The organism is Azoarcus sp. Soil_N_20, assembly GCF_057656155.1.
In genome coordinates this window covers 384,886-405,321 of sequence record NZ_JBDGKX010000002.1, presented here as the reverse complement: position 1 = coordinate 405,321, position 20,436 = coordinate 384,886, and the positions used below count along the sequence as shown (strand labels likewise).

The 20,436-nt window shown below is 65.8% G+C and carries 15 protein-coding genes; 6 read left to right on the top strand and 9 right to left on the bottom strand.

From position 1 onward, the window contains the following. Positions 1-36: 36 nt before the first annotated feature. Positions 37-1,212 (bottom strand): XrtB/PEP-CTERM-associated polysaccharide biosynthesis outer membrane protein EpsL, encoded by a 1,176-nt coding sequence (epsL, locus tag AC3A35_RS06405; RefSeq protein WP_487435123.1) that lies wholly within the window; start codon positions 1,210-1,212, stop codon positions 37-39. Between the two features lie 36 nt (positions 1,213-1,248). Continuing rightward, a complete protein-coding gene (locus AC3A35_RS06400; protein ID WP_487435122.1) occupies positions 1,249-1,614 on the bottom strand; it encodes a hypothetical protein in 366 nt (121 codons plus the stop codon). A gap of 414 nt (positions 1,615-2,028) precedes the next feature. Here AC3A35_RS06400 and AC3A35_RS06395 point away from each other — a divergent pair, with 414 nt between their 5' ends. After that, on the top strand, positions 2,029-3,423 hold the full coding sequence (locus AC3A35_RS06395; protein WP_487435121.1) for an undecaprenyl-phosphate glucose phosphotransferase: 1,395 nt from the start codon (positions 2,029-2,031) through the stop codon (positions 3,421-3,423). 58 nt (positions 3,424-3,481) lie between these two features. On the opposite strand, the gene AC3A35_RS06390 is transcribed toward AC3A35_RS06395, so the two are convergent. Then, positions 3,482-4,195 carry an N-acetylmuramoyl-L-alanine amidase gene (locus tag AC3A35_RS06390; RefSeq protein WP_487435120.1) on the bottom strand — a complete coding sequence of 238 codons (714 nt, stop codon included), beginning with the start codon at positions 4,193-4,195 and terminating at the stop codon, positions 3,482-3,484. Positions 4,196-4,623: 428 nt separating this feature from the next. Here AC3A35_RS06390 and AC3A35_RS06385 point away from each other — a divergent pair, with 428 nt between their 5' ends. The 5 genes from AC3A35_RS06385 to AC3A35_RS06365 all read left to right on the top strand — a co-directional run bounded on the left by AC3A35_RS06385 (position 4,624) and on the right by AC3A35_RS06365 (position 10,634). Then, on the top strand, positions 4,624-6,429 hold the full coding sequence (locus AC3A35_RS06385; protein WP_487435118.1) for an SLC13 family permease: 1,806 nt from the start codon (positions 4,624-4,626) through the stop codon (positions 6,427-6,429). Positions 6,430-6,783: 354 nt separating this feature from the next. After that, complete coding sequence (locus AC3A35_RS06380) at positions 6,784-8,409, top strand: hypothetical protein (RefSeq protein WP_487435117.1); 1,626 nt, start codon at positions 6,784-6,786, stop codon at positions 8,407-8,409. Between the two features lie 87 nt (positions 8,410-8,496). Further along, complete coding sequence (locus AC3A35_RS06375) at positions 8,497-8,826, top strand: hypothetical protein (RefSeq protein WP_487435376.1); 330 nt, start codon at positions 8,497-8,499, stop codon at positions 8,824-8,826. 13 nt (positions 8,827-8,839) lie between these two features. Then, entirely contained in the window at positions 8,840-9,541 is a 702-nt protein-coding gene (locus tag AC3A35_RS06370) for a C39 family peptidase (protein WP_487435116.1), read from the top strand. Positions 9,542-9,554: 13 nt separating this feature from the next. After that, complete coding sequence (locus AC3A35_RS06365) at positions 9,555-10,634, top strand: hypothetical protein (protein WP_487435115.1); 1,080 nt, start codon at positions 9,555-9,557, stop codon at positions 10,632-10,634. Positions 10,635-10,705: 71 nt separating this feature from the next. Here AC3A35_RS06365 and AC3A35_RS06360 read toward each other — a convergent pair whose 3' ends face one another. The 6 genes from AC3A35_RS06360 to AC3A35_RS06335 form a co-directional block, all read right to left on the bottom strand. Continuing rightward, positions 10,706-12,025, bottom strand: coding sequence for an acetate kinase (locus AC3A35_RS06360; protein WP_487435114.1), 1,320 nt, complete (start codon positions 12,023-12,025; stop codon positions 10,706-10,708). Between the two features lie 41 nt (positions 12,026-12,066). Beyond that, positions 12,067-13,398 (bottom strand): sigma-54 dependent transcriptional regulator, encoded by a 1,332-nt coding sequence (locus AC3A35_RS06355; RefSeq protein WP_487435113.1) that lies wholly within the window; start codon positions 13,396-13,398, stop codon positions 12,067-12,069. 325 nt (positions 13,399-13,723) lie between these two features. Further along, a complete protein-coding gene (fdhF, locus tag AC3A35_RS06350) occupies positions 13,724-16,579 on the bottom strand; it encodes a formate dehydrogenase subunit alpha (RefSeq protein WP_487435112.1) in 2,856 nt (951 codons plus the stop codon). Next, complete coding sequence (locus AC3A35_RS06345; RefSeq protein ID WP_487435111.1) at positions 16,576-18,285, bottom strand: NAD(P)H-dependent oxidoreductase subunit E; 1,710 nt, start codon at positions 18,283-18,285, stop codon at positions 16,576-16,578. The genes fdhF and AC3A35_RS06345 overlap by 4 nt, the downstream gene beginning before the upstream one ends. A gap of 292 nt (positions 18,286-18,577) precedes the next feature. Then, the gene (gene paaH, locus AC3A35_RS06340; protein WP_487435110.1) at positions 18,578-20,092 is read right to left on the bottom strand and encodes a 3-hydroxyacyl-CoA dehydrogenase PaaH; all 1,515 of its coding nucleotides are present in this window, start codon (positions 20,090-20,092) and stop codon (positions 18,578-18,580) included. A gap of 134 nt (positions 20,093-20,226) precedes the next feature. Next, positions 20,227-20,394: a rubredoxin gene (locus AC3A35_RS06335; RefSeq protein ID WP_487435109.1), complete on the bottom strand. Its 168-nt coding sequence runs from the start codon at positions 20,392-20,394 to the stop codon at positions 20,227-20,229. Positions 20,395-20,436 lie beyond the last annotated feature (42 nt).

The following is a 20,436-nucleotide window of genomic DNA, read 5'->3' as shown; positions in this document are numbered from 1 at the left end:
TGCCTGTCGTTGTTGGCGTCGATGGTGGGGCCGGGGTCAAAAAGTGAACTCGCCGGTCAGCAGCGCGGAGTCGGCGTCGTATTCCCGCGCCGGATCTTTCGAGTCCCTGGTCTGCCGCTGCAGCCGCAACCCGAGCGTCAGCGCGCGTATCGGCTGATAGCTGAGGCTGAGGCCGAAGATGTTGGTGCGGTCTTCGCGATCGTCTGCGGTCGGCGTAGCGCTTCCGGGCGCAGGATTGCCCCCGTAATCGCGCTGACGAACCTCATAGTTGGCGCCCAGCCGGATCTTGTCGGTCACCGCCCAGGTCGGTGCCAGGCTGATCGCCTTGGTTACGGCGTAGCTGGAGACCAGATCCGACTCCGCACCGATTTCACGCCGCATCGAGAGCCGCACGGAGGTCTTCCCGGTTGCGACCCAGTTGAATGTAAGTCGCCCGGTCATTCCCGAAAAGTCGCGCTCCGGCGCCAGATCGTAGCTGCGGTGGGTCTGACCGACATATCCGGACACCGACAGCGCTCCGGTCGCCTGCCAGTTCCCGTTCAGCAGCAGATCGTCCTGTTGATAGTCGCGGATCGACCCTTGAACGGGAGGTCGGTTGGGAAAGCGTCCATCGGTGTTGCGCACGGAGAGCACCAGCCGGTTGCCGCTCTTCGGACGATAAGTGAGGCTGAGAGCAGTCGTACGGGCGTTGTATTCGGACTCGGGCAATGCGTTGTCCTTGAATCGACTCTCGATCGAGCTGACTCCCGCTCCGGTCGCCCAGTCGGGATGCCACCAGTAGTTGGCCGACGTGCCGGTGCGTCGAAAGACATTGATGTTGCGGGCGGCCCCGCTGGTCTCGTCGAAATCGACCAGGCGTTCACGGTATTCATGGTCCACGATACCGCTCCAGCGATTGCCCACCTGCCAGTCCCACCCCAGGCGGAGGCTCGGGGCCGTGTGGTCGAGTTCGTCATGTTCGGCAAATCGGGTGTCGGCGATTGCGACCTTGGCCCGCAGGCGCTGGCGGCTGTAGGTCCGGTCGAACGCCCCGTTCATCGTGGTCACGCTGACCGTGTCGTGCCGGGAGCCACCCGGCGCGGCCTCGTCGTCGGCGAGCCGGTAAAGGTTGCTCTCGTAGCCCACGGACTGTCCGACCCCGAGACTGAAAGCATCTCCATCGGCGCCATTGGCCACTCCGGTTCCGATGAGCAGAATCCACGGGATAGTCATGCGGAGCGCGCAAGATCTCATGCTGTTCGCGGCGCCCTAGCGGGGAAAACGCCGAACCACCAGCACGCCCAGCATCAGGCCGCCCATCAGCAGCAGGCCGTTGTTCTGATCGTCGCTGGCCGCGGTCGCCGGCGGGCGCGGAGTGCCCGCGGATGGCGAGGCCTGTTCCGACGGGAACGCCCGGAATTGCTGCGAGACCAGCAACAGGCGGGCGTTTGCCGCTGTGCTCGCCTCATGCAAAGGCGCCAACCCCGATATTCCGGCGCGCTCCCCGACCCGATTCGCCCCCTCGCCCAAGGCCGGTACCGGAGGCTCGCCGCCTGCAAGGGTAAAGGCATGAACGGCGGGGGAAGAAAGCAAGCCTACAACTGGGATCAGGAGCAATTTCCACCAGTTTTTCATGACGTCCTCACTTGGTTTATCTGATGCTCTGGATGACGTGCAAGAACCACACCAGCGCTAGCCAGGGCATGTCCAACACAAGCGATACTCGCCGCTCTTGATGCTGCATTGCAGTATTTATTGCTGAATATCGACCAGCCCTATGTCGGATAAGAATTTTCCGATAAGGCATTCAGTGTAGTAACTGCACCACGACGATGCGTAACATATACCAACATGGTGCGCCTGCCAACGCGGAATTTTGTGTATTTATATGTTTTCGTTACTTGTTTTTACTTTCAGATACAACTATCGGAAAGACCTTTGTCATTCATATTGTAGGGAAATTGTTACCATCGACACCGATGCGGCGATTGCGGTGATATAAATGCGCCAATATTGCTTCGCAGCACAAATATTGGGTATCTTCCCCACATGCTCAGCACTCTGGACCGTCAGACCAATTTCATCCGCCCCGGCTTTACGCTGATGGGTGTGCTGGGCGCGTTTCTCGATCCGTTGGTGATCGTCGGGATATTGGCGGCCTGCATGGCCGGATTTGGCGAGAGCGTGTCGCCGCCTTATGTGATCCTCGCGGTGCTCGCATTCGCCCTGAGCTTTCCCGGCAACCTCACCCTGAACGACCCGCCACGACGGGAAGTGCGCAAGGTGGTGATGAACTGGTTGCTGTTCGTCTGCGTCCTCGGCGGCTTCGGCTATGCCAGCGGCTACCTCTTTTCCTTTCCGCAGCAGATGTTGCTCACCTGGGCGGCGACCACCCCCGTCGCCCTCCTCGGCGCCCGCCTGCTGGTGCGCTACACCGCGCCCCGGGTCATTGCGCTCCAGCACAACCAGCACCCCGCAGTCGTGGTCGGCGTCAACGAAGTCGGGATGCAACTGATTCAGCAATTACACAGCAACCCCTATCTGGGTCTTCGCGTCATGGCCCTGTTCGACGACCGCAGCGGCGACCGCCTGCTCGATTCGAACAGCATTCCCATCCTCGGGCGGCTTGCAGATCTCGCGGAATTCGTGAAGAGCAACCACGTCGAAGCGATCTACCTCGCGCTGCCGATGGCGGCGCAGCCCCGCATCCTGTCGCTGCTGGATGACCTGAAGGACACAACGGCCTCGATCTATTTCGTTCCCGACATCTTCATCACCGACCTCATCCAGGGTCGGATGAACGAAGTGGGTGGCGTGCCCGTGGTTGCCGTGTGCGAAACCCCCTTTACCGGCTTCAGCGGCGTGGTCAAGCGCTTCTCGGACATCGTGCTGTCGCTGCTGATTCTGTTGATGCTGACGCCGGTCATGACCGTACTGGCGGCCGGGGTGAAATTGTCGTCGCCCGGTCCGGTGATCTTCAAACAGCGCCGCTATGGGCTGGATGGCAAGGAGATCCTGGTCTACAAGTTCCGCTCGATGACTTCGACCGACAATGGCACGGTGGTGAAACAGGCCACCAGGGACGACCAGCGCATCACCCGCTTCGGCGCCTTCATCCGCCGGACCTCGCTCGACGAATTACCGCAGTTCGTGAATGTGCTGCAGGGCCGCATGAGCATTGTCGGCCCCCGTCCCCACGCGGTGGCGCATAACGAGACCTACCGCAAGCTGATCAAGGGCTACATGGTGCGCCACAAGGTCAAACCCGGTATTACCGGCTGGGCGCAGGTCAATGGCTATCGCGGCGAAACCGAGACCGTCGACAAGATGGAAAAACGCATCGAGTTCGACCTCGAGTACCTGCGTAACTGGTCGCTGAGCCTGGACCTGTGGATCATCATCAAGACCGCGCTGGTGGTGGTGAAGGACCGCAACGCCTACTAAGGACGGGGGAGTCCCGGACCGGCCTCCACGCGGCGGAAGCGCGATCGCACCCGGACCGTCATTGCCCGGGCGGCGGTACGCGCAGGCAGGCAGCGATGGCGGTGGCGATGCCATCGGCCATGCGGGCCTGGCGGACCGGGTCGACGAGCAGCAGCTCTTCGTCGCGGTTCTTGACCACGCCGGCTTCGAACAGCAGCGCGGGCATCGTGGCGTGGCGCAGCACCGCCAGGCCGTCGTAGTAATGCACGGCGTGGAGGGCGTCGGCATAGGGCCTGCGGCGTGCATTCTTGTGGGTGGGAACGAAACCGAGGCGTTGCAGCCGGGCCCCGACCACGCGGGCACAGAGTTCGCTGCGCGCAAGCGCTGGATTCTCGCGCGAGACGAAAACCGAATGCCCGGCAAAATCGTCGTTGTAGTCACGGGGTTCGCCGTCCCACGTCCACGGCACGAGCTCGTGCGCGGAAACCGAATCGTGATGGAGCGAAATCAGCAGATCGGCACCGTGCTGCGCAGCCTGGGCGGGACGCTCGCGCAGGCTGGCAATCATTCCATCCGGATTGATCAGCTGCACCGACACTCCCCGCTCACGCAGGGCCGCCACCAGATGGTGGGCGAGCTCGCGGTTGAAGAAATACTCGCCACGGCCCCTGGCACTGGTCGCGCCCGGTGCAGCCAGCGTGTGCCCGATATCGACGGCGACGCGCTGGGCTCGTGCGAGCTGGCTCGAGGCCAACAGCAGCCCGACGGCAAGCAACGCGACGAGGCGGGACATCCGGGTGCTGCCTCCACCCTTCCCGTTCGCCGACAAACGCAAGGCGACGCCGCACACCGATAAACCCGGACCGAACCAGCCCCGTGACGGAACCCGGAACCGGCGGACGGATCGTGTATGCGCTGAGACACGGGCAGGAACCGCTGCTGCAATGGGCTGTATAGGCTGGAACACCGCAGACCTGCCATACCGGGAGGGCCTTGGAGTATGCGCCGGCCGACATTCGACAACAACCGCGCAGGGCCTGCAGTGACGGTCCACGGCTCACGGTGTGAGCCCGATCGGGATATGCGCCCGCACGCCGCGGCCCGGTCCCGGACGCCTTGAAATAACACTGAAAGGCATATCAACTGAACTTTTTATTCTTTTGAAGTCTTTCCGCACTGCGGTAACGTAACGCTCCCGAATCCCCTTTTTCTGTGAGCGTCATGCTGGTCCCCGAGTCACTCCACGCCCCGATCGTCGGCCTTGCGCTGATCGGCCTGTTCGCGGCCTTCGTGCGCGAGTGGCTCAAGCCCGACGTTGCCGTGATGAGCGTGGTGGCGCTGCTGCTGGCACTGGGGCTGGTCAGCCCGCGGGAGGTGCTCAGTGTGTTCAGCAACAGCGCGCCGATCACGATTGCCTGTCTGTTCATTATCAGCGGTGCGCTGAGCAAGACCGGCTGCGTGGATCGCCTGGGCGAGTGGCTGGGCGCGATGGCCGGGCACAGCGAGCGCCGTCTGCTGTTGGCGATGCTCGCCGTCGGCTTGCTGGTATCGCCCTTCATCAACAACACTCCGGTGGTGATGGTGATGATTCCGGCGGTGATCGCGATGGCCAGCCGCTACAACGTGGCGCCGTCGCGCCTGCTGATTCCGCTGTCCTACGCCACCATCCTCGGCGGCATGATCACCATGGTCGGCACCTCGACCAACATCCTGGTCGATGGCGTCGCCCGCACCTACGGCCTGGCTCCGTTCCGCATGTTCGAGATCAGCGCCCCGGCGATCGCGATGGCCCTGATCGGCTGTGGCTTCATGTTCTGGCTCGCGCAGCGCCTGCTGCCGGTCCGCGAAACCCTGACTCAGCAGTTCACCGGCAGCGGCGACCGCCTGTTCATGACCGAACTCTTCGTACCCGAGGGTTCTCGCCTCGCCGGACGCACGCTCAAGGAAGCGCGCCTTTCGAACGGCACGATCAAGGTCCTGAACCTGTTCCGCGGCGACGACGAGATCTCGGCCCCGGCGCCCGACACCACCCTGATGGTCGGCGACCGCGTTGTCGTGCACAGCCGCAGCAGCGCAATGATGGACCTGCGCAGCAGCACCGATCTGGTCGGCCTGCAGGGCCAGAGCGCCGACCCTCACGACCTGGAGACCCTGCGCCGGCGCGGCGTGGTGATGGTGGAGGCGATCGTCGGCCAGACCTCGCGTTACGTGTTGCGCCCGATCCGCGACCTCGACCTCGCCGCACGCTACGGCATCCATCTGATCGCGGTCCACCGCAAGAACGCCTCCATCGCCGACATCGGCGACGACTTCCAGCTCCAGTTCGGCGACGTGTTGCTGGTCGAAGGCACGCCGGCCCAGATCAAGCGCTTCTGCGACAACGGCGACCTGTTCGCGATCACCGATGGCAAGGCGCCGGTCAACAATCAGGGCAAGGCACCGATCGCGCTCGCCACCATCGCCGGCGTGATGCTGCTGGCGGCGTTCAATGTGATGCCGATCGAAGGTCTGGCGATCATCGGTGCCGCGATCGTGGTCGCCACCGGCTGTCTGCGCGCGGACGAGGCCTACAAGTCGATCGAATGGCCGATCCTGATGCTGATCTTCGGCATGCTCGCGATCAGCATCGCGATGCAGAACTCCGGACTGGACAAGCTGCTGGCCAGCGCACTGGCCAATGTCGGCGGCGGGCTGTCGCCCTGGATGATGCTGTCGCTGGTGATCCTGCTCACCTCGATCGCCACCGAGTTCATCAGCAACAACGCGGTCGCGGTGCTGTTCACCCCGATCGTGATCGGTATCGCCCAGCACCTCGGCGTGGACCCGCGACCTTTCGTGGTCGGCGTGATGTTTGCCGCCAGCGCGAGCTTCGCCACCCCGATCGGCTATCAGACCAATACGCTCGTGTACAGCGCGGGCAACTACAAGTTCACCGACTTCGCCCGCCTCGGGATCCCGCTCAACCTGATCGTGTGGATCAGCGCCAGCGTGCTGATCCCGATGTTCTGGCCGCTGACCGCGGCCTGAGTCGCGCGGGGCGATCTGCCCCGATTGCACTGCACCATTCTGGGAACCGGTGCACGGGACTGTATCAGCCGTGATACACCCTCCGGCTCGTCCCGCCTCTGCCCTGCATCCCGGGCGGTCAGTGCCGTCTCCGCGATTTCGGGCGCCCAGGGTCGGTATGCCATCGCTGCCGCCTGTAACAGAACTTGACACTTCTCCCCCCGGGACACGACCAGACAAACGCGGAATATTCCATAAGCATTATTAGAACCCAGCAAGTACGCGTCTTCTGGGCCGCTGGTACGAGAGTTGCGAGGAGGGCTGTTGAGGTGGGACGTTGGGCCCCGCCCTCACACTGCACCAGAGGAGGAAGTCATGAAGATCAGTCTGCTATCGAGTGCAATCGCACTTGCTTTCGGCGTCGCCACCCAGGCGATGGCGAACCCGACCAATACCGCCACCGAGGCAACGGACACCAACAACCAGACCGCAACGGCAACGTCGACGCAGGGTGGTACCGGCCCGCAGGCCAATGAATATGCAACCGCGACCTGGGACTCCAGCAGCTTATCGGACAGCAGCAACAATTCCGACAACAGCGACAACTCGGACAACAGCAACAATTCCGACAACAGCAACAATTCGGACAACCGCAACAACTCCGACCAGGCCAATGACAAGAGTACGGGCGACAACCGCAACAACGACGGCATGGCGACGGCAGGCGACTGGGGCAATGCGGCGGCGAACAACGGTGCGAGCGCATCGTCCGCGATGAGCGACTCGTTCAACACGACGTCCGCAGTGGCATCGAGCATGCTCGAGGGCACGGTGAGCGGGATTTCGGTGAGTGGCCTCGGCAACCACGTGATGAACCATGGCAACGCCAATGGTGGCGCGGGTGGCATGGGCCACGGTGGCGTGGGCGGGATGGCCACCGGTGGCAACGCCCGTGGTGCCAACGGCGACGACGGCGGATATGCCGATGGCGGCAATGGTGGCAACGGGGGGAACGGTGCACAGGCGCAAGGCGGCGATGCGGACAGCGGCAGAGCCCGCGCCGGCGGCAACGATGCGACGGCTGGCAATGCAGATACCGGCTCCGTGACCGCAGGCGCAGGGGGCGAAGGCGGACGGGCGGGTGATGCCAGGGGCGGCCGTGGCGGCGACGCCACTGCATCGACAGGTGAGGCTACGGCCACTGCCAGCGCCACCGGCGGCACCAGTGTTGCCGCGTCGCTCGGCTTCAACGGCGGCGCACGGGCGGGCAGCAGGGCCGGCGGCAGCGGCGCCGATACCGGCGACGCCAACGGCAGTTCGTCTGCCATGTCGGCCGATGCCACCGCCCAGGCACGCGGCAGGGGTGACGATACCGCCTCCGCCAGCAACGCCCCGGATTCGAGCGGTGGCGCAGGCGGTACCGGCGGTGCGGCAACCTCGACCGGTGGCACCACCGGCGCGGCAACCGCAAGCGGCGGCAGCAACACGCAGACCGCAAGTTCGGCTGGCGGCGCGGCAAGTTCCAGCGCGACGGCCACCTCGGGCGACAGCGCAGCCACCGGCGGTGAGGGCGGCATGGCCACCAACACCGCCGGCGACGGCGCCGCAGGCGGAGCCGCGACCAGCGGTGGCGCGACCGGCGGCAACGGAACCGGCGGCACCAGCACCGCGTCCAGTGGTGCGGCGACTGGCGGCGCAGCCACCGGCGGCAGCGGCGGCGCGGGTGGCACCGGCCAGGGCGGCACCGGCGGCGCAGGCGGCTCGGGTGGTACCAACACCGCCGGCAATGCAACCGGTGGTGCCGGTGCGGGCGGCTCCGGTGGGGCAGGCGGTGCGGGCGGCTCGATCGCCCTCGACGCCGGCGAGTTCAACATGTCCAACTCCATCAGCGGCGGCAGCCTGGCCAATAGCGCGGGCATCATCATCAATGCCCAGAACACCGGGATCGGTTCCCTGGTGCAGCAGAGTGCCAACGTGCAGGCCAACCTGAACGTCAGGTAAGCCTGTGTAGCCGATGCCGGGCGACCTGTCGCCCGGCATCCATGCAGCAAGCGCTGTAGGAGGCAGACCATGAGACCCCATTTGTCCATGATCGCCCTGGGTATTGCACTGGCGATGACTTGCAGTTCGCCTGCGTCGGTGCATGCAGAGGAGACCAACCCGGCCACCGTCGAGCTGGGCAGGCTTATAGACGCAGAGGTGCTCGCCGAGCAACGCGGCGGCTCGGACCTTCATTTGAGCGAGATCCGCGCCATCGGCTCGGTCAGCGAAGTGGAGGCGCACAACGTCGTGACCGGGCACAACGTCGTATCGGACGGTGTGCTGGCAGGCGCCTCCGGGATGCCGATGTTCATTCAGAATTCCGGCAACGGGGTGCTGATCCAGAACGCGGTGATCCTCAACGTCGAGGTCCAGTAAGGGGAGGTTGACGATGAAACGCTGCGCACTGCGTCGCGTTTTGCTTACCGTCGTGGCGATGGGGCACGGATTCTTCGCCACGACGGCTTTATCCGATGATCTGCGGATGATTGCGCCACTCGGCGGGCAACTGACCATCCCCACGGTCAGCCTGAAAAGCGCCCGCTTCGTGTCCACGCTGCGTCAGCAGTACGACTTCAGTTGCGGTTCGGCGGCGGTCGCGACCCTGCTCACCCACCACTACGACTATAAGGTGAATGAAGCACAGGTGTTCCAGGTCATGTTCGAACAGGGCGACCGCGACAAGATCCGTCGCGAGGGCTTTTCGATGCTCGACATGAAGCGCTATCTCGACCGGCTCGGCTTGCGCGCCGATGGCATCCAGGCGTCGCTCGACCAACTCGCTGCAGCCGGCGTTCCAGCAATCGCGCTGATCCGTGAGAACGGCTACGCGCATTTCGTCGTCGTCAAGGGACTGCGTACCGACAAGGTGCTGCTCGGCGACCCCGCACTGGGAACCCGGGCCATGCCGCGGAGCAGGTTCGAACAAATCTGGATCAACGGCATCCTGCTCGTCGCCCGCAACCGTGTCGACCTGGCGCGGTTCAACGAGGAATCGGACTGGCGCATCCTGCCGCGCGCTCCGCTGGCGCGTGGTCTGGACCGCAACATGGTCGACGTGCAGTTGCTGCGCCGTGGCCCGTGGGATCAATAGAGGCAGGCGCGCAATGAACAAGTCCCAGGCGACCCTGTTGATCACGATGTTCTCCACCCTGAGTGCCGGCATCGTTCAGGCGCTGGTCGAGGACGAAGCCTACTTGTCGGCAGGGGTGTCCGGCGACGGAATCCGCAGCGTGATGGACGGCACCGGCGTGGCCACCCGACAGGGCTTCAGCCCCAGGCATTGCGCACCTGGCGAGACCCCACCGGCCGAGTTGCTGACGCTCGCCGACTGGCCGCTGGATCAGAACGGAACCTGCACGCCGCACGGACTTGCGCTGGCCGCAAGGACGGAGGATTCGGCCATCGAGCCCGTTGTTGCGATCGTGGAAGTCGTGGAAGCAAGCATCCGACCGGTATCGACAAGACCGCTGTCAGCAGGGGTCGAAGTGGTGGAAGCGATCATTCGTCCGGTTTCCAGAAACACCGAAGAAGTGCTGGCACACGACGATCAGCTCAATCGCATCATCGATGCCTATGGAGACATCCCCGCCATCGTTCCCGCGGACGCGCCGGCCCCGGTCGTGGCCGTGGGTGAGCACGGGCGCGCCTACACGGCCGATGCGACGCGGATCGACGTTGGCGAAACGCGCCCCCTGGCTCAGCCGAAAACACACACCGTTCGCGACCTGCGCCAGCCCGACCGCGCCAGCTCGGTAGGCCCCCTGCGTCCGATCCGGCTTGCCGAAGCCCCCGCAATGGCCGATACCGATCTCGATACGCTGCGCGGCGGCTTTGAAGCCCCATCCGGGCTGCGCGTTTCGTTCGGCATCGAGCGTGCGGTGTTCGTCAATGGTGTGCTCGCCAGCGTGACCACGGTCAACCTCGCCGATCTGGGTCAGTTGAGCGGTCGAGGGCTGCCCGCGGGGTCCACGGTCGCCGTCATCCAGAACGGCCCGAACAACACCTTCGTGGGCAACGCCCTCAATGCCGGCGCGCTCGCGACCGTCATCCAGAACTCGCTCGACAACCAGAACATCCGGGCGATCACCACCATCAACGCCACCGTGAATAGCATGGAGATGCTGCGCAGCGGTCAGATGGGTCAGTCCATGCGCGACGCGATGGTGCATTCGCTGATGCGCTGATCCCGCCGCCGGAATGACAGCGGCGCCGGACACATACGCCGGCGCCGCGAGACGGCTCCGGCCGAAGAAAGCTACAACGAGAACGGCGCACGCAGCGTGAGCTGCAGATCGGGCGTATCGCGGGTCACCCCCACCCCGAGCGAAAGCGACAGCAGATTCCCCGAATTCAACCGGTGCGAGTAGCCCAGCAACAGCGTGCCCAGTTCGACCCGGACCGATCCTGGAGCGGTGCTGCCGTTGATCTTCACCTTGCCGACCGACTGGTGGTCATAGCCGATGCTGAACGAGGATCGGTCGTTGAGCGCCAAGCCCATGCCGAAGTTGAACCCGATCACCCCCCCGGGGGCGACATCGCCGATGAGGATGTCTTCGCCGTCGGTGTTGGCCTTCACATTGCTGCGCTTGATGCTGTACTGGTAACTGACGCCACCGAAGAACACCGCCGGATCCGACGGAATCAGCACGGTCAGGCCCGGGGTGAAGGTATAGAAACCGGACCCGGTGGGCAACTCCGTCTGCAGGCCGGTGCCGCGACCGCCAGGCAGGGTTCTGTTGGTCTCGACCTCGAACGGATCCTTGCCGGTGCGGGTCTTGAAGCGCAGCGAGGCGATGTAGTAGGGACTGTCGCCACCACCATCGTTGATCTGGTAGCGCCCGGAGATCTCGACGTCGCCCAGACCGCGGCCGTCCGCATCGAATACCGAATCCACGGCCGAACCCTGGAAAATCTCGCGGCTGATGCTGGTATCCGAGCGATAGACCCAGGGTATCTTCGCTTCCATCTCGAAGCGGTTGGTGATGCCGCGGCGCACGGTCAGCGCGGCGGTGAAGGTATTGCGCTTGACCTCGCGGACATCGATCAGACCGATGAGGATCGCGGGGATCACCGTGTAGCCGACCAGCGCGATGCGATTGCTCGACGAATAGGCGTACTGCAGCGACGGTTCGACGACCCATTTGCCCGGTGCGGTCAGGATCCCGGGCTGCTCGAACCCGACGGTGGCCATCTCGCGCTCACGGGCGGCGCGCGAGGGCGACGGCGCCTGACCGACCGGTTGCTGGGCCGGCGTCTGCTGCGCCTGCGGCTGCTGGGCCACGACGACCGGCGCCGCGCCGCTACCGGCGCCGGCCTCCGTTCCCCGTCCGCGAATCTCGCCGACTCCCAGTGCGCGGCGCAACTCGTTCAGCGCCGACTCCTGGCGTGCCAGCTCGGCCTTGAGTACGTCGATCTGTCTGCTCTGCGCACTGATCTGCTGCTGCATGCGGATCATGTCGGGGGCGTCGGCCTCCTGTTCCGCCGCCAGTACGAGGCCGGGTGCAACGGCAATCATCATGAGACCGGCAAGGCCCTGCCCCATGGCCTGCACGACCGGTGTCGGCTTGAACTTCATATCCCCTCCCGGATAGAACGGCGCCAGGCGCCACCATTCAGCTACAAGACAATTTTCAAGCGCTCGATCAACCGATACAGCGTGACCCGGGACACCCCGAGCTTGCGTGCCGTTTCCGACACATTGTTCTGATAGAGCTTGAGGCTGGATTCGATCACTTCGCGCTCCACGGTCGAACGCACCTCCTCGAGCGTCGGCATCGCCACCTGCTCGTGTGCCGGCGGCAGGCCGAGATCGGCGGCGCTGATGAAGCGGTTCTCGGTCATGATCATGGCATGCTGCACGCGATTGATGAGCTCGCGCACGTTGCCCGGCCACGGGTAGGCCACCATGGCCTGGTAAGCCTCGGCGCTGAAGCCCCGGACCTGCGGGCTGCGCTGATCCTGATTGGCGGCATAGATGGTCTGCGCCAGCAACTCGATGTCGTCCGGGCGCTCGCGCAGCGCCGGCACCGCGAGGTGCAGCACGTTGAGGCGGTAATAGAGATCGTCGCGGAAACGCCCCTCGGCGACCGCGAGCTTGAGATCCACATGGGTCGCGGCGACCACCCGCACATTCATGCGCAGGCGCTCGGTGCCGCCGACCCGGACGATGGTCTTTTCCTGCAGGAAGCGCAGCAGGCTGGCCTGCAGGTCCATCGGCAGATCACCGATCTCGTCGAGGAACAGCACCCCGTTGTTGGCGGCTTCAATATTGCCGATCTTGCGCTGATTTGCGCCGGTGAAGGCCCCGCGCTCATAGCCGAAAAGCTCGGAGTGGATGAGATTGGCCGGGATGGCGCCGCAGTTCATCGCGATGAAAGGCCCGCTTGCGCGCGGGGAATACTTGTGGATGGCATGGGCGACGAGTTCCTTGCCGGTGCCCGATTCGCCGCCGATGAGCACCGGCGCATCCACAGTGACGATCTTCTCGATCTGGCGGTAGAGCGTGACCATCTTCGGACTGCGCCCGGTCATGCCGAAGCGTCCGTCCTCCGCCGGGCGAATCTCGGCGCGCGGGCTCAGACTGGCCTTGCCATAGGCGTGACCGAGCGTCATCAACAGCCGCTCATGCTCCAGCGGCAGCGAATGAAAATCGTAGAAATTGCGTCGCAGCAGCGGCGCGAGCGTCGGACTGTCGAGCAAACCGCGTTGCAGGATGGCAATCCATTCGACATCGTAGCGCGACAGCAAGGCCTCGATGTCACGCGCCGGCCACGAATCCGAACGATCGAACGCCACCAGTCCCACCGACGGCGCGCCACTCCCCAACACCTTGCGCGCCCCGTCCAATGTGGAGGCGACCTGAAAGTCCCACCCGGGAAGCCGCAAACCTTCAAGTGCAGCGCGTGCAGCGCCCGTTCCGTCGAGCAGCAAACCCCTTCGTCCTAGCATAAGCCGACGACCTCAGGTCGATATCATCTACTCAGCAGGAAGAACGATGCGAATTGCCCATGACCGCCCGCGGATACCGTAGACATGGTGTCCGACGCGATCGGCGCTGGCGGGCGTCCTTCCCTCCTCCTGTTGGCCACACTCGCGTTGCCGGGTTCTTGGAGCCCGTTACGAGGTGCGGGTATTCGAGTTATAGACATCGCCTTCGCCGCGATCAAACCAAATCAGGTGGCATTGCCACCTGATTTGAGTCAAACGTGAGATATCTCACAATCCATATCTCATATCCGGAGAATCACCCGGTTTCACTTATTGACGCCATACCTCAAGACGAGTACTCGTGTTCATCAACATGGACTCTGAGCGCGCAGTACTTGAACTCCGGGATCTTGCCGATGGGGTCGAGCGCCGGCTGGGTGAGCAGGTTGGCGGCGGCCTCGACATAGCAGAAGGCCATGAACACCGAGCCGCGCTGCACCCCTTCGTCGGCGCGGGCCTCGAGCGCGATGCGACCGCGCCGCGTCTCCAGCACCACGCGCGCGCCGTGTTCCGCTCCGAGCGCCGCCAGGTCTGCCGGATGCATGCCGCACCATGGGGTCGGATCGAGCGCGTCGAGCACATCGGCGCGGCGCGTCATGCTCCCGGTGTGCCAGTGTTCGAGCACGCGCCCGGTGATCAGCACCATCGGGTAGTCGGCATCGGGCAGCTCGGCCGCCGGCAGCGGACTCACCGCCACGAACCGGCCGCGGCCGCTCGCGGTCGGAAAGTCGTGATCGAACAGCACCGGTTGCGAGGGCTCGTCCACCGCCATCTTCGGTGCCACCACCGCGCCCACCTCTTCGAGCGCGGCCCAGGTGATGCCGGCGTAGCTGGGCATCGCCTGGGCGAGTTCGGCGAAGACTTCGTGCGGCCCGGCGTAGTGCCAGTCCAGGCCCAGCCGCTTGGCGATCTCCTGGATGATCCAGCCGTCCTGGCGCGCGTCACCCGGTAGTGGCAGCACCGGGCGGGCGAGTTGCACCAGGCGATCGGTATTGGTGAAACTTCCGGTCTTCTCGTACAGGCTGGACGCGGGCAGCACCACGTCGGCAAGCATCGCGGTTTCGGTGAGGAAGATGTCCTGCACCACCAGATGCTCCAGCTTGGCGAGACCGTCACGGGCATGGTCCAGATCGGGATCGGACATCGCCGGGTTCTCACCCTCGATGTACATGCCGCGGATGCGGCCGGCGCACGCCGCATCCATGATCTCGACCACGGTGAGACCGGGTTCGGTCGGCAGCTTCGTGCCCCACAGCGCCTCGAAGCGTTCGCGCACTTCGGGGTCGGCCACCTTCTGGTAGTCGGGCAGCATCATCGGGATCAGGCCCGCGTCGGACGCGCCCTGCACGTTGTTCTGCCCGCGCAGCGGATGCAGCCCGGTCCCGGGGCGGCCGATCTGGCCGGTCATCAGTGCCAGCGCAATCAGGCAGCGCGCGTTGTCGGTGCCGTGGGTGTGCTGGGAGATGCCCATGCCCCAGAAGATGATGCTGTTGGGGCCGCGGGCGTAGGCGCGCGCGACTTCGCGCACGGTTTCGGCGGCAATCCCGGTGATCGCCGCCATGCGTTCGGGCGGGTAGTTGAGCGCGCCGTCGCGGAAAGCGTCGAAGCCTTCGGTGCGGCGGGCGATGAAATCGGCGTCGGTGAGGCCTTCCTCGATAATCACGCAGGCCATCGACAGCAGCAACGCGACATCGGCGTCTGCGCGGAACTGCAGGCTGCGCCACGCATGGCGCGCGAGCGGGGTTTCGCGCGGATCCATCATCACCAGCCTGGCGCCGCGTTCGGCGGCGTTCTTGATGAAGCTCGCCGCCACCGGATGGTTGGCCGCCGGGTTGGCGCCGATGACGATCATCAGGTCGGCAAACTCGACGTCGCGCACCGGGTTGGAGACCGCACCCGAGCCGATGCCTTCGAGCAGCGCCGCGACCGACGAGGCGTGGCACAGCCGGGTGCAGTGGTCGACGTTGTGGGTGCCGAAGCCGGTCCGCACCAGCTTCTGGAACAGATAGGCTTCCTCGTTGCTGCCCTTGGCCGAGCCGAAGCCGGCCAGCGCGTGCGGGCCGTGGTCGCGCTTGATCCGGGCGAGGCCGCCGGCGGCAACATCGAGCGCCTCGTCCCAGCTCGCCTCGCGAAAGGCGGCGAGCGGGTTGGCCGGGTCGAGGTTCACGCCCTTGGGGATGCCCGGTTTGCGGATCAGCGGCACGGTGAGGCGTTCACGGTTGCGGCTGTAGCTGAAACCGTAACGCCCCTTCACGCACAGGCGCCCGGCGTTGGCGGGGCCGTCACGGCCTTCGGCGAAAACGATCTTCTGGGCCGCACCTTCGCCCGCCACATGATAGGTGACCTGGCAGCCGACACCGCAGTACGGACACAGCGAGTCGATCTGGCGGGTGGGGATGTAGGACGCGGCAGCCGCCGTGGTTTCGCGGACCGGGGCCGGCACCACGGGCGCCGATTCGGCCGCCCGCGCCACCGCCGGCAGCAGCGCGCCGGTCGGACAGGCCTGCACACATTCGCCGCAACCGACACAGGTGGAGGTACCCATGGCCACGTCGAGGTCGAACACGATCTTCGAGGCCTCGCCGCGGTGGGCGTAGCCAATGACGTCGTTCACCTGGATCTCGCGGCAGGCGCGTACGCACCGGGTGCACTGGATGCAGGCGGCGAGGTTCACCGCGATGCCGGGGTGGCTCGCGTCCGCGGCCGGCTGTGCGCGCGGAGCAAAGCGGCTGGCGGTGACACCGAGCTGCTCGCACCAGTGGGCGAGTTCGGAGTCTGCCTTCTCGGTCTCGACCGGCACGTCGGCACGCAGCAGTTCTAGCACCATGCGCTGCGAGGCGCGGGCACGTGCGCTTGCGGCCTGCACCTTCATGCCCGGCTTCGGCGTCCGGCAGCAGGACGGCGCGAGCACCCGTTCGCCATCAATCTCGACCACGCAGGCGCGGCAGTTGCCATCGGCACGCAGACCGTCGGTGTAGCACAGGTGCGGAATGTCGACGCCGGCACGGCGTGCGGCGCGCAGGATGGTTTCACCCGGTGCGGCGTCGACGCGGCGTCCGTCGAGTTCGAAAGTGATGACATCCGCTGCACCATCGGCGGACACGGGGTTCGGCGTTGCCGGGGTCAGGACTGCTTGAGTCATGCTGCACCCTCCTTCACTTGCAGGGCATTTGCGTCGGCACCGACTTCGTGCGGGAAATAGCGCAGCACCGAACGGACCGGGTTGGGCGCGGCCTGGCCGAGGCCGCAGATCGAGGCGTCCATCATCGCGCTGCCGAGTTCGCCGAGCAGATCCGCGTCCCAGGCGGGCGCGGCCATCAGACCCGCCGCCTTGGCGGTGCCGACCCGGCACGGTGTGCACTGGCCACAGGACTCATGGGCGAAAAAGTGCATCGCGTTCTCGGCCAGCAGGCGGGCTCGGTCGTGCTGCGAGAACACCACGATCGCCGCCGAACCGATGAAACAGCCATAGGGCGCCAGCGTGTCGAAGTCGAGCGGCACGTCGGCCAGGCTCGCCGGCAGGATGCCGCCCGAGGCGCCGCCGGGAAAGTAGCCGTAGAGTTCGTGCCCCGGAAGCATGCCGCCGCAGTGCTCGTCGACCAGTTCGCGCAGCGTGATGCCGGCGTCGGTCACCACCACGCCCGGCTTCACGACGCGGCCGCTGACCGAGAAACTGCGCAGACCGTGGCGACCGTTGCGGCCACGCTTGTCGAGCCAGTCGTTGCCCTGCACCAGGCTGGTGTCGACGATGTCGCGCACCCACCACAGGGTTTCCGGGTTATGCACCAGCGTCGGCCGGCCGAACACCCCCACTTCCGCCACATAGGGCGGACGCAGCCGCGGCATGCCGCGCTTGCCCTCGATCGATTCGATCATCGCCGACTCTTCACCGCAGATATAGGCGCCGGCGCCACGGCGCACCTCGATCGGGGGCAGGTCGGGCCAGGCGGCGCGAACCTTGTCGAGTTCGGCGCAGAGCATGCGGCGCAGCGCCGGATACTCGTCGCGGATGTAGATCCAGATCGCGGCGACGCCGACGATGCGGGCCGCGATCAGCATGCCTTCGATGAAGCGATGCGGGTCGCTGCCGAGGTAGTGGCGGTCCTTGAAGGTGCCGGGTTCGCCCTCGTCGATGTTCACCGCCATGTTGCGCGGTGCCGGCTGCGCCATCACCGAGCGCCACTTGCGTGCCGCGGGAAATCCCGCGCCGCCCAGGCCGCGCAGGATCGCGGTATCGAGCGCGGTGAGGATGTCCTCGGCACTGTGCTCGCCACGGCCGATGGCTTCGTACAGGCGATAGCCGCCGGCCGCCCGGTAGGCGTCGAAGTCGATGATGTCGGGGGCGGGTTCGGTGCGTTCGTTGGCCACGACCACGGCCGCCACCTTGTCGGCATCGGCATGCACCACCGGGTTCTGTCCGACCACCGCCACCGGCGCACAGTCGCAGCGCCCCACGCAGGGCACGCGCTGCACCCTGACCTCCTTGCCCAGGCGCCCCTCCAGAGTGACGGCCAACTCGGCGCCGCCGTACATGGCACAGGTGAGCGAATCGCACACCCGCACCGTGAGTCGCGGCGGCGGTGTCTCCCCCGCGGCGACGACGTCGAAATGGTGATAGAAGGTGGCGACCTCGTACACCTCGGCCTGGGCGAGCTTCATCGCTTCGGCCAGCGCGGCGAGGTGTTCGGCGTACAGTGCGCCGTGGGCGTCCTGCATGCGATGCAGATACTCGATCAAACGGTCGGCGCGCGGCGCCTCGCCGGCAAGTGCGGTCTGCGCCGCGGCACGGGCGGCTTCCGAGAGCGGTGTGCGGGTGGGACCGCGGCGGCCCCCTGCTTTGTTGGACATCAGCCTTGATCCTTTCGGACTACATCTACAAATTTTAGTCAGTCGACGACTCGCCGGCCGATGGAAAAACATAATCTCCATCCGGCAAGAAAAACCGTCGGCGGGAAACTGCCCGAGCGCGTGCCCCACCCGTGCCGAAGGCCGCAGGGCGGCTTCGGCACGCCGTCCTGCCGGCCGAGGCGCCGGTGGCCGACTGAGCGGCCCTTACGGCAAGGGCGCAGCATTCGCCCCGACCGTGAACGGCACATCAATCCCACACCGTCGCAGCGGCTCCGTCGCGTTGTCCTTTCCCTTACACCAGGCTGCGCCCGCCCAGCGCACAGCGCTGGACCAGCGGCGACACCCGGTAGCGCTCCTCGCCGTAATGTTCGCGCAGATTGCCGAGCACCCGTGCAACGAAGGCGACCCCGAGCCGGTCGGCCCAGGCCAGCGGCCCCTCCGGGTAGTTGGTGCCGTGGCGCATCGCGGTGTCGATATCGTGCGCCGAACCGATGCCCTGCACCACCCCGTCGGCGGCTTCATTGGCCAGCATGCACACCGTGCGCAGGGCAATCAGGCCGCCCACGTCGTCGATCCGGCTGACCGCGATACCAGCCGCCTGCAGGGTGCCGACGACCTCGCACCAGGCGCCGTCGCCGCACTGATCGGCGCGCGACAGGGCCAGGCGCGGTGTTGCGCCATAGTCGCGGGCGAGGTCGACCAGCACCAGGTTCGGGGTGCCCTCCTCCGCCGCGCGGCGGGTCGCGGTGCGGCCGTCTGACAGCGCGACGCGGGCGCCGCCGATCAGCAGGTCGCCGGCACCGTCGCTCCGTGCCACCCCCACGCCGGCGCGCTCCAGACGCGCCAGCAGCGGGGTGGCGATGCCGAGGTCGCCGCGCACGGTCACCTGTTCGACCCGATCCATGGCGGGCTCGACCGTCGCTTGCGGTTTTGCTGCGCCGTCGCGGTAATCGTAAAAACCCTGGCCGGACTTGCGCCCGAGGCGTCCGGCAAGCGTGAGTTCCTGCTGGATCAGGCTCGGCGTGAAGCGCTTGTCGCCGAAATAGGCATCGAACACCGAGCGGGTCACGGCGTAATTCACGTCGTGGCCGATCAGGTCCATCAGCTCGAACGGCCCCATCGGAAAACTGCACGTCTCGCGCAGGATGGCATCGAGCGTGGCCGGCGTGGCCGCACGCTCGGCGAGCACGCGCAGCGCTTCGGCATAGTACGGCCGTGCCACCCGATTGACGATGAAGCCGGGAGTCGAGGTGGCATGCACCGGCACCTTGCCCCAGGCGCGGGCGGTGTCGTACAGCGTGGTGGCGGTCGCGGGGTCGGTGGCCAGCCCGGAGACGATCTCGACCAGGGCCATGCGCGGCGCCGGATTGAAGAAGTGCAGACCGCCGAGCTGCGCCGGACGGGCGAGTGCCGCGCCCATCGCGGTGACCGACAGCGACGAGGTGTTGGTGGCGAGGATCGCGTCCACGCGGACGAGCTCTTCCAGCTGGCGAAAGAGCTTTTGCTTGACCTCGAGGTTCTCGACGATGGCCTCGATCAGCAGGCCGGCGTCGGCCAGATCCTCGATCCGGCTGCTCGGCACCACCCGCGCCAGCGTGCTGACGCAATCGGCTTCCGAGAGCTTGCCCTTGCCGACCAGGAAGCGCAGATCCTTTTCGATGCCGGCCTTGCCACGGGCCACCGCCTCGGCGTTCATGTCGTAGAGGCACACTGGGTGTCCGGCGCGCGCGGCGACATGGGCGATACCGCTACCCATGGCGCCGGCGCCGATCACCGCGACCTTGATGGACGAATGGAGTGCAGCCATGCAGATACTTCCTTGTACGAGTGGAACCGGAAAGACGGTTTGGGGCGAGGAGCGACGGGAGCGTGCCCGCTCCGGCACCGTCACCCCGCTCCGATTCGAGCCCCTGGCGGTGGACCGGATGCCCGACGACGCGCTTATTCGGGCGTGTAAGCCATGAAATTCGACTTGGGGGTGCCGCAGTCGGGACAGACGAAGTCCTCGGGCACGTCCTCCCACAGGGTGCCGGGGGCGATGCCTTCGTCGGGCAGGCCGGTGGCTTCGTCGTAAGGGAAATAGCAGGCGCTGCACTGGTATTGAGCCATGGTGATTCTCCGTTGCGGGGCGGGGGATGCCCGGGTTGTGTG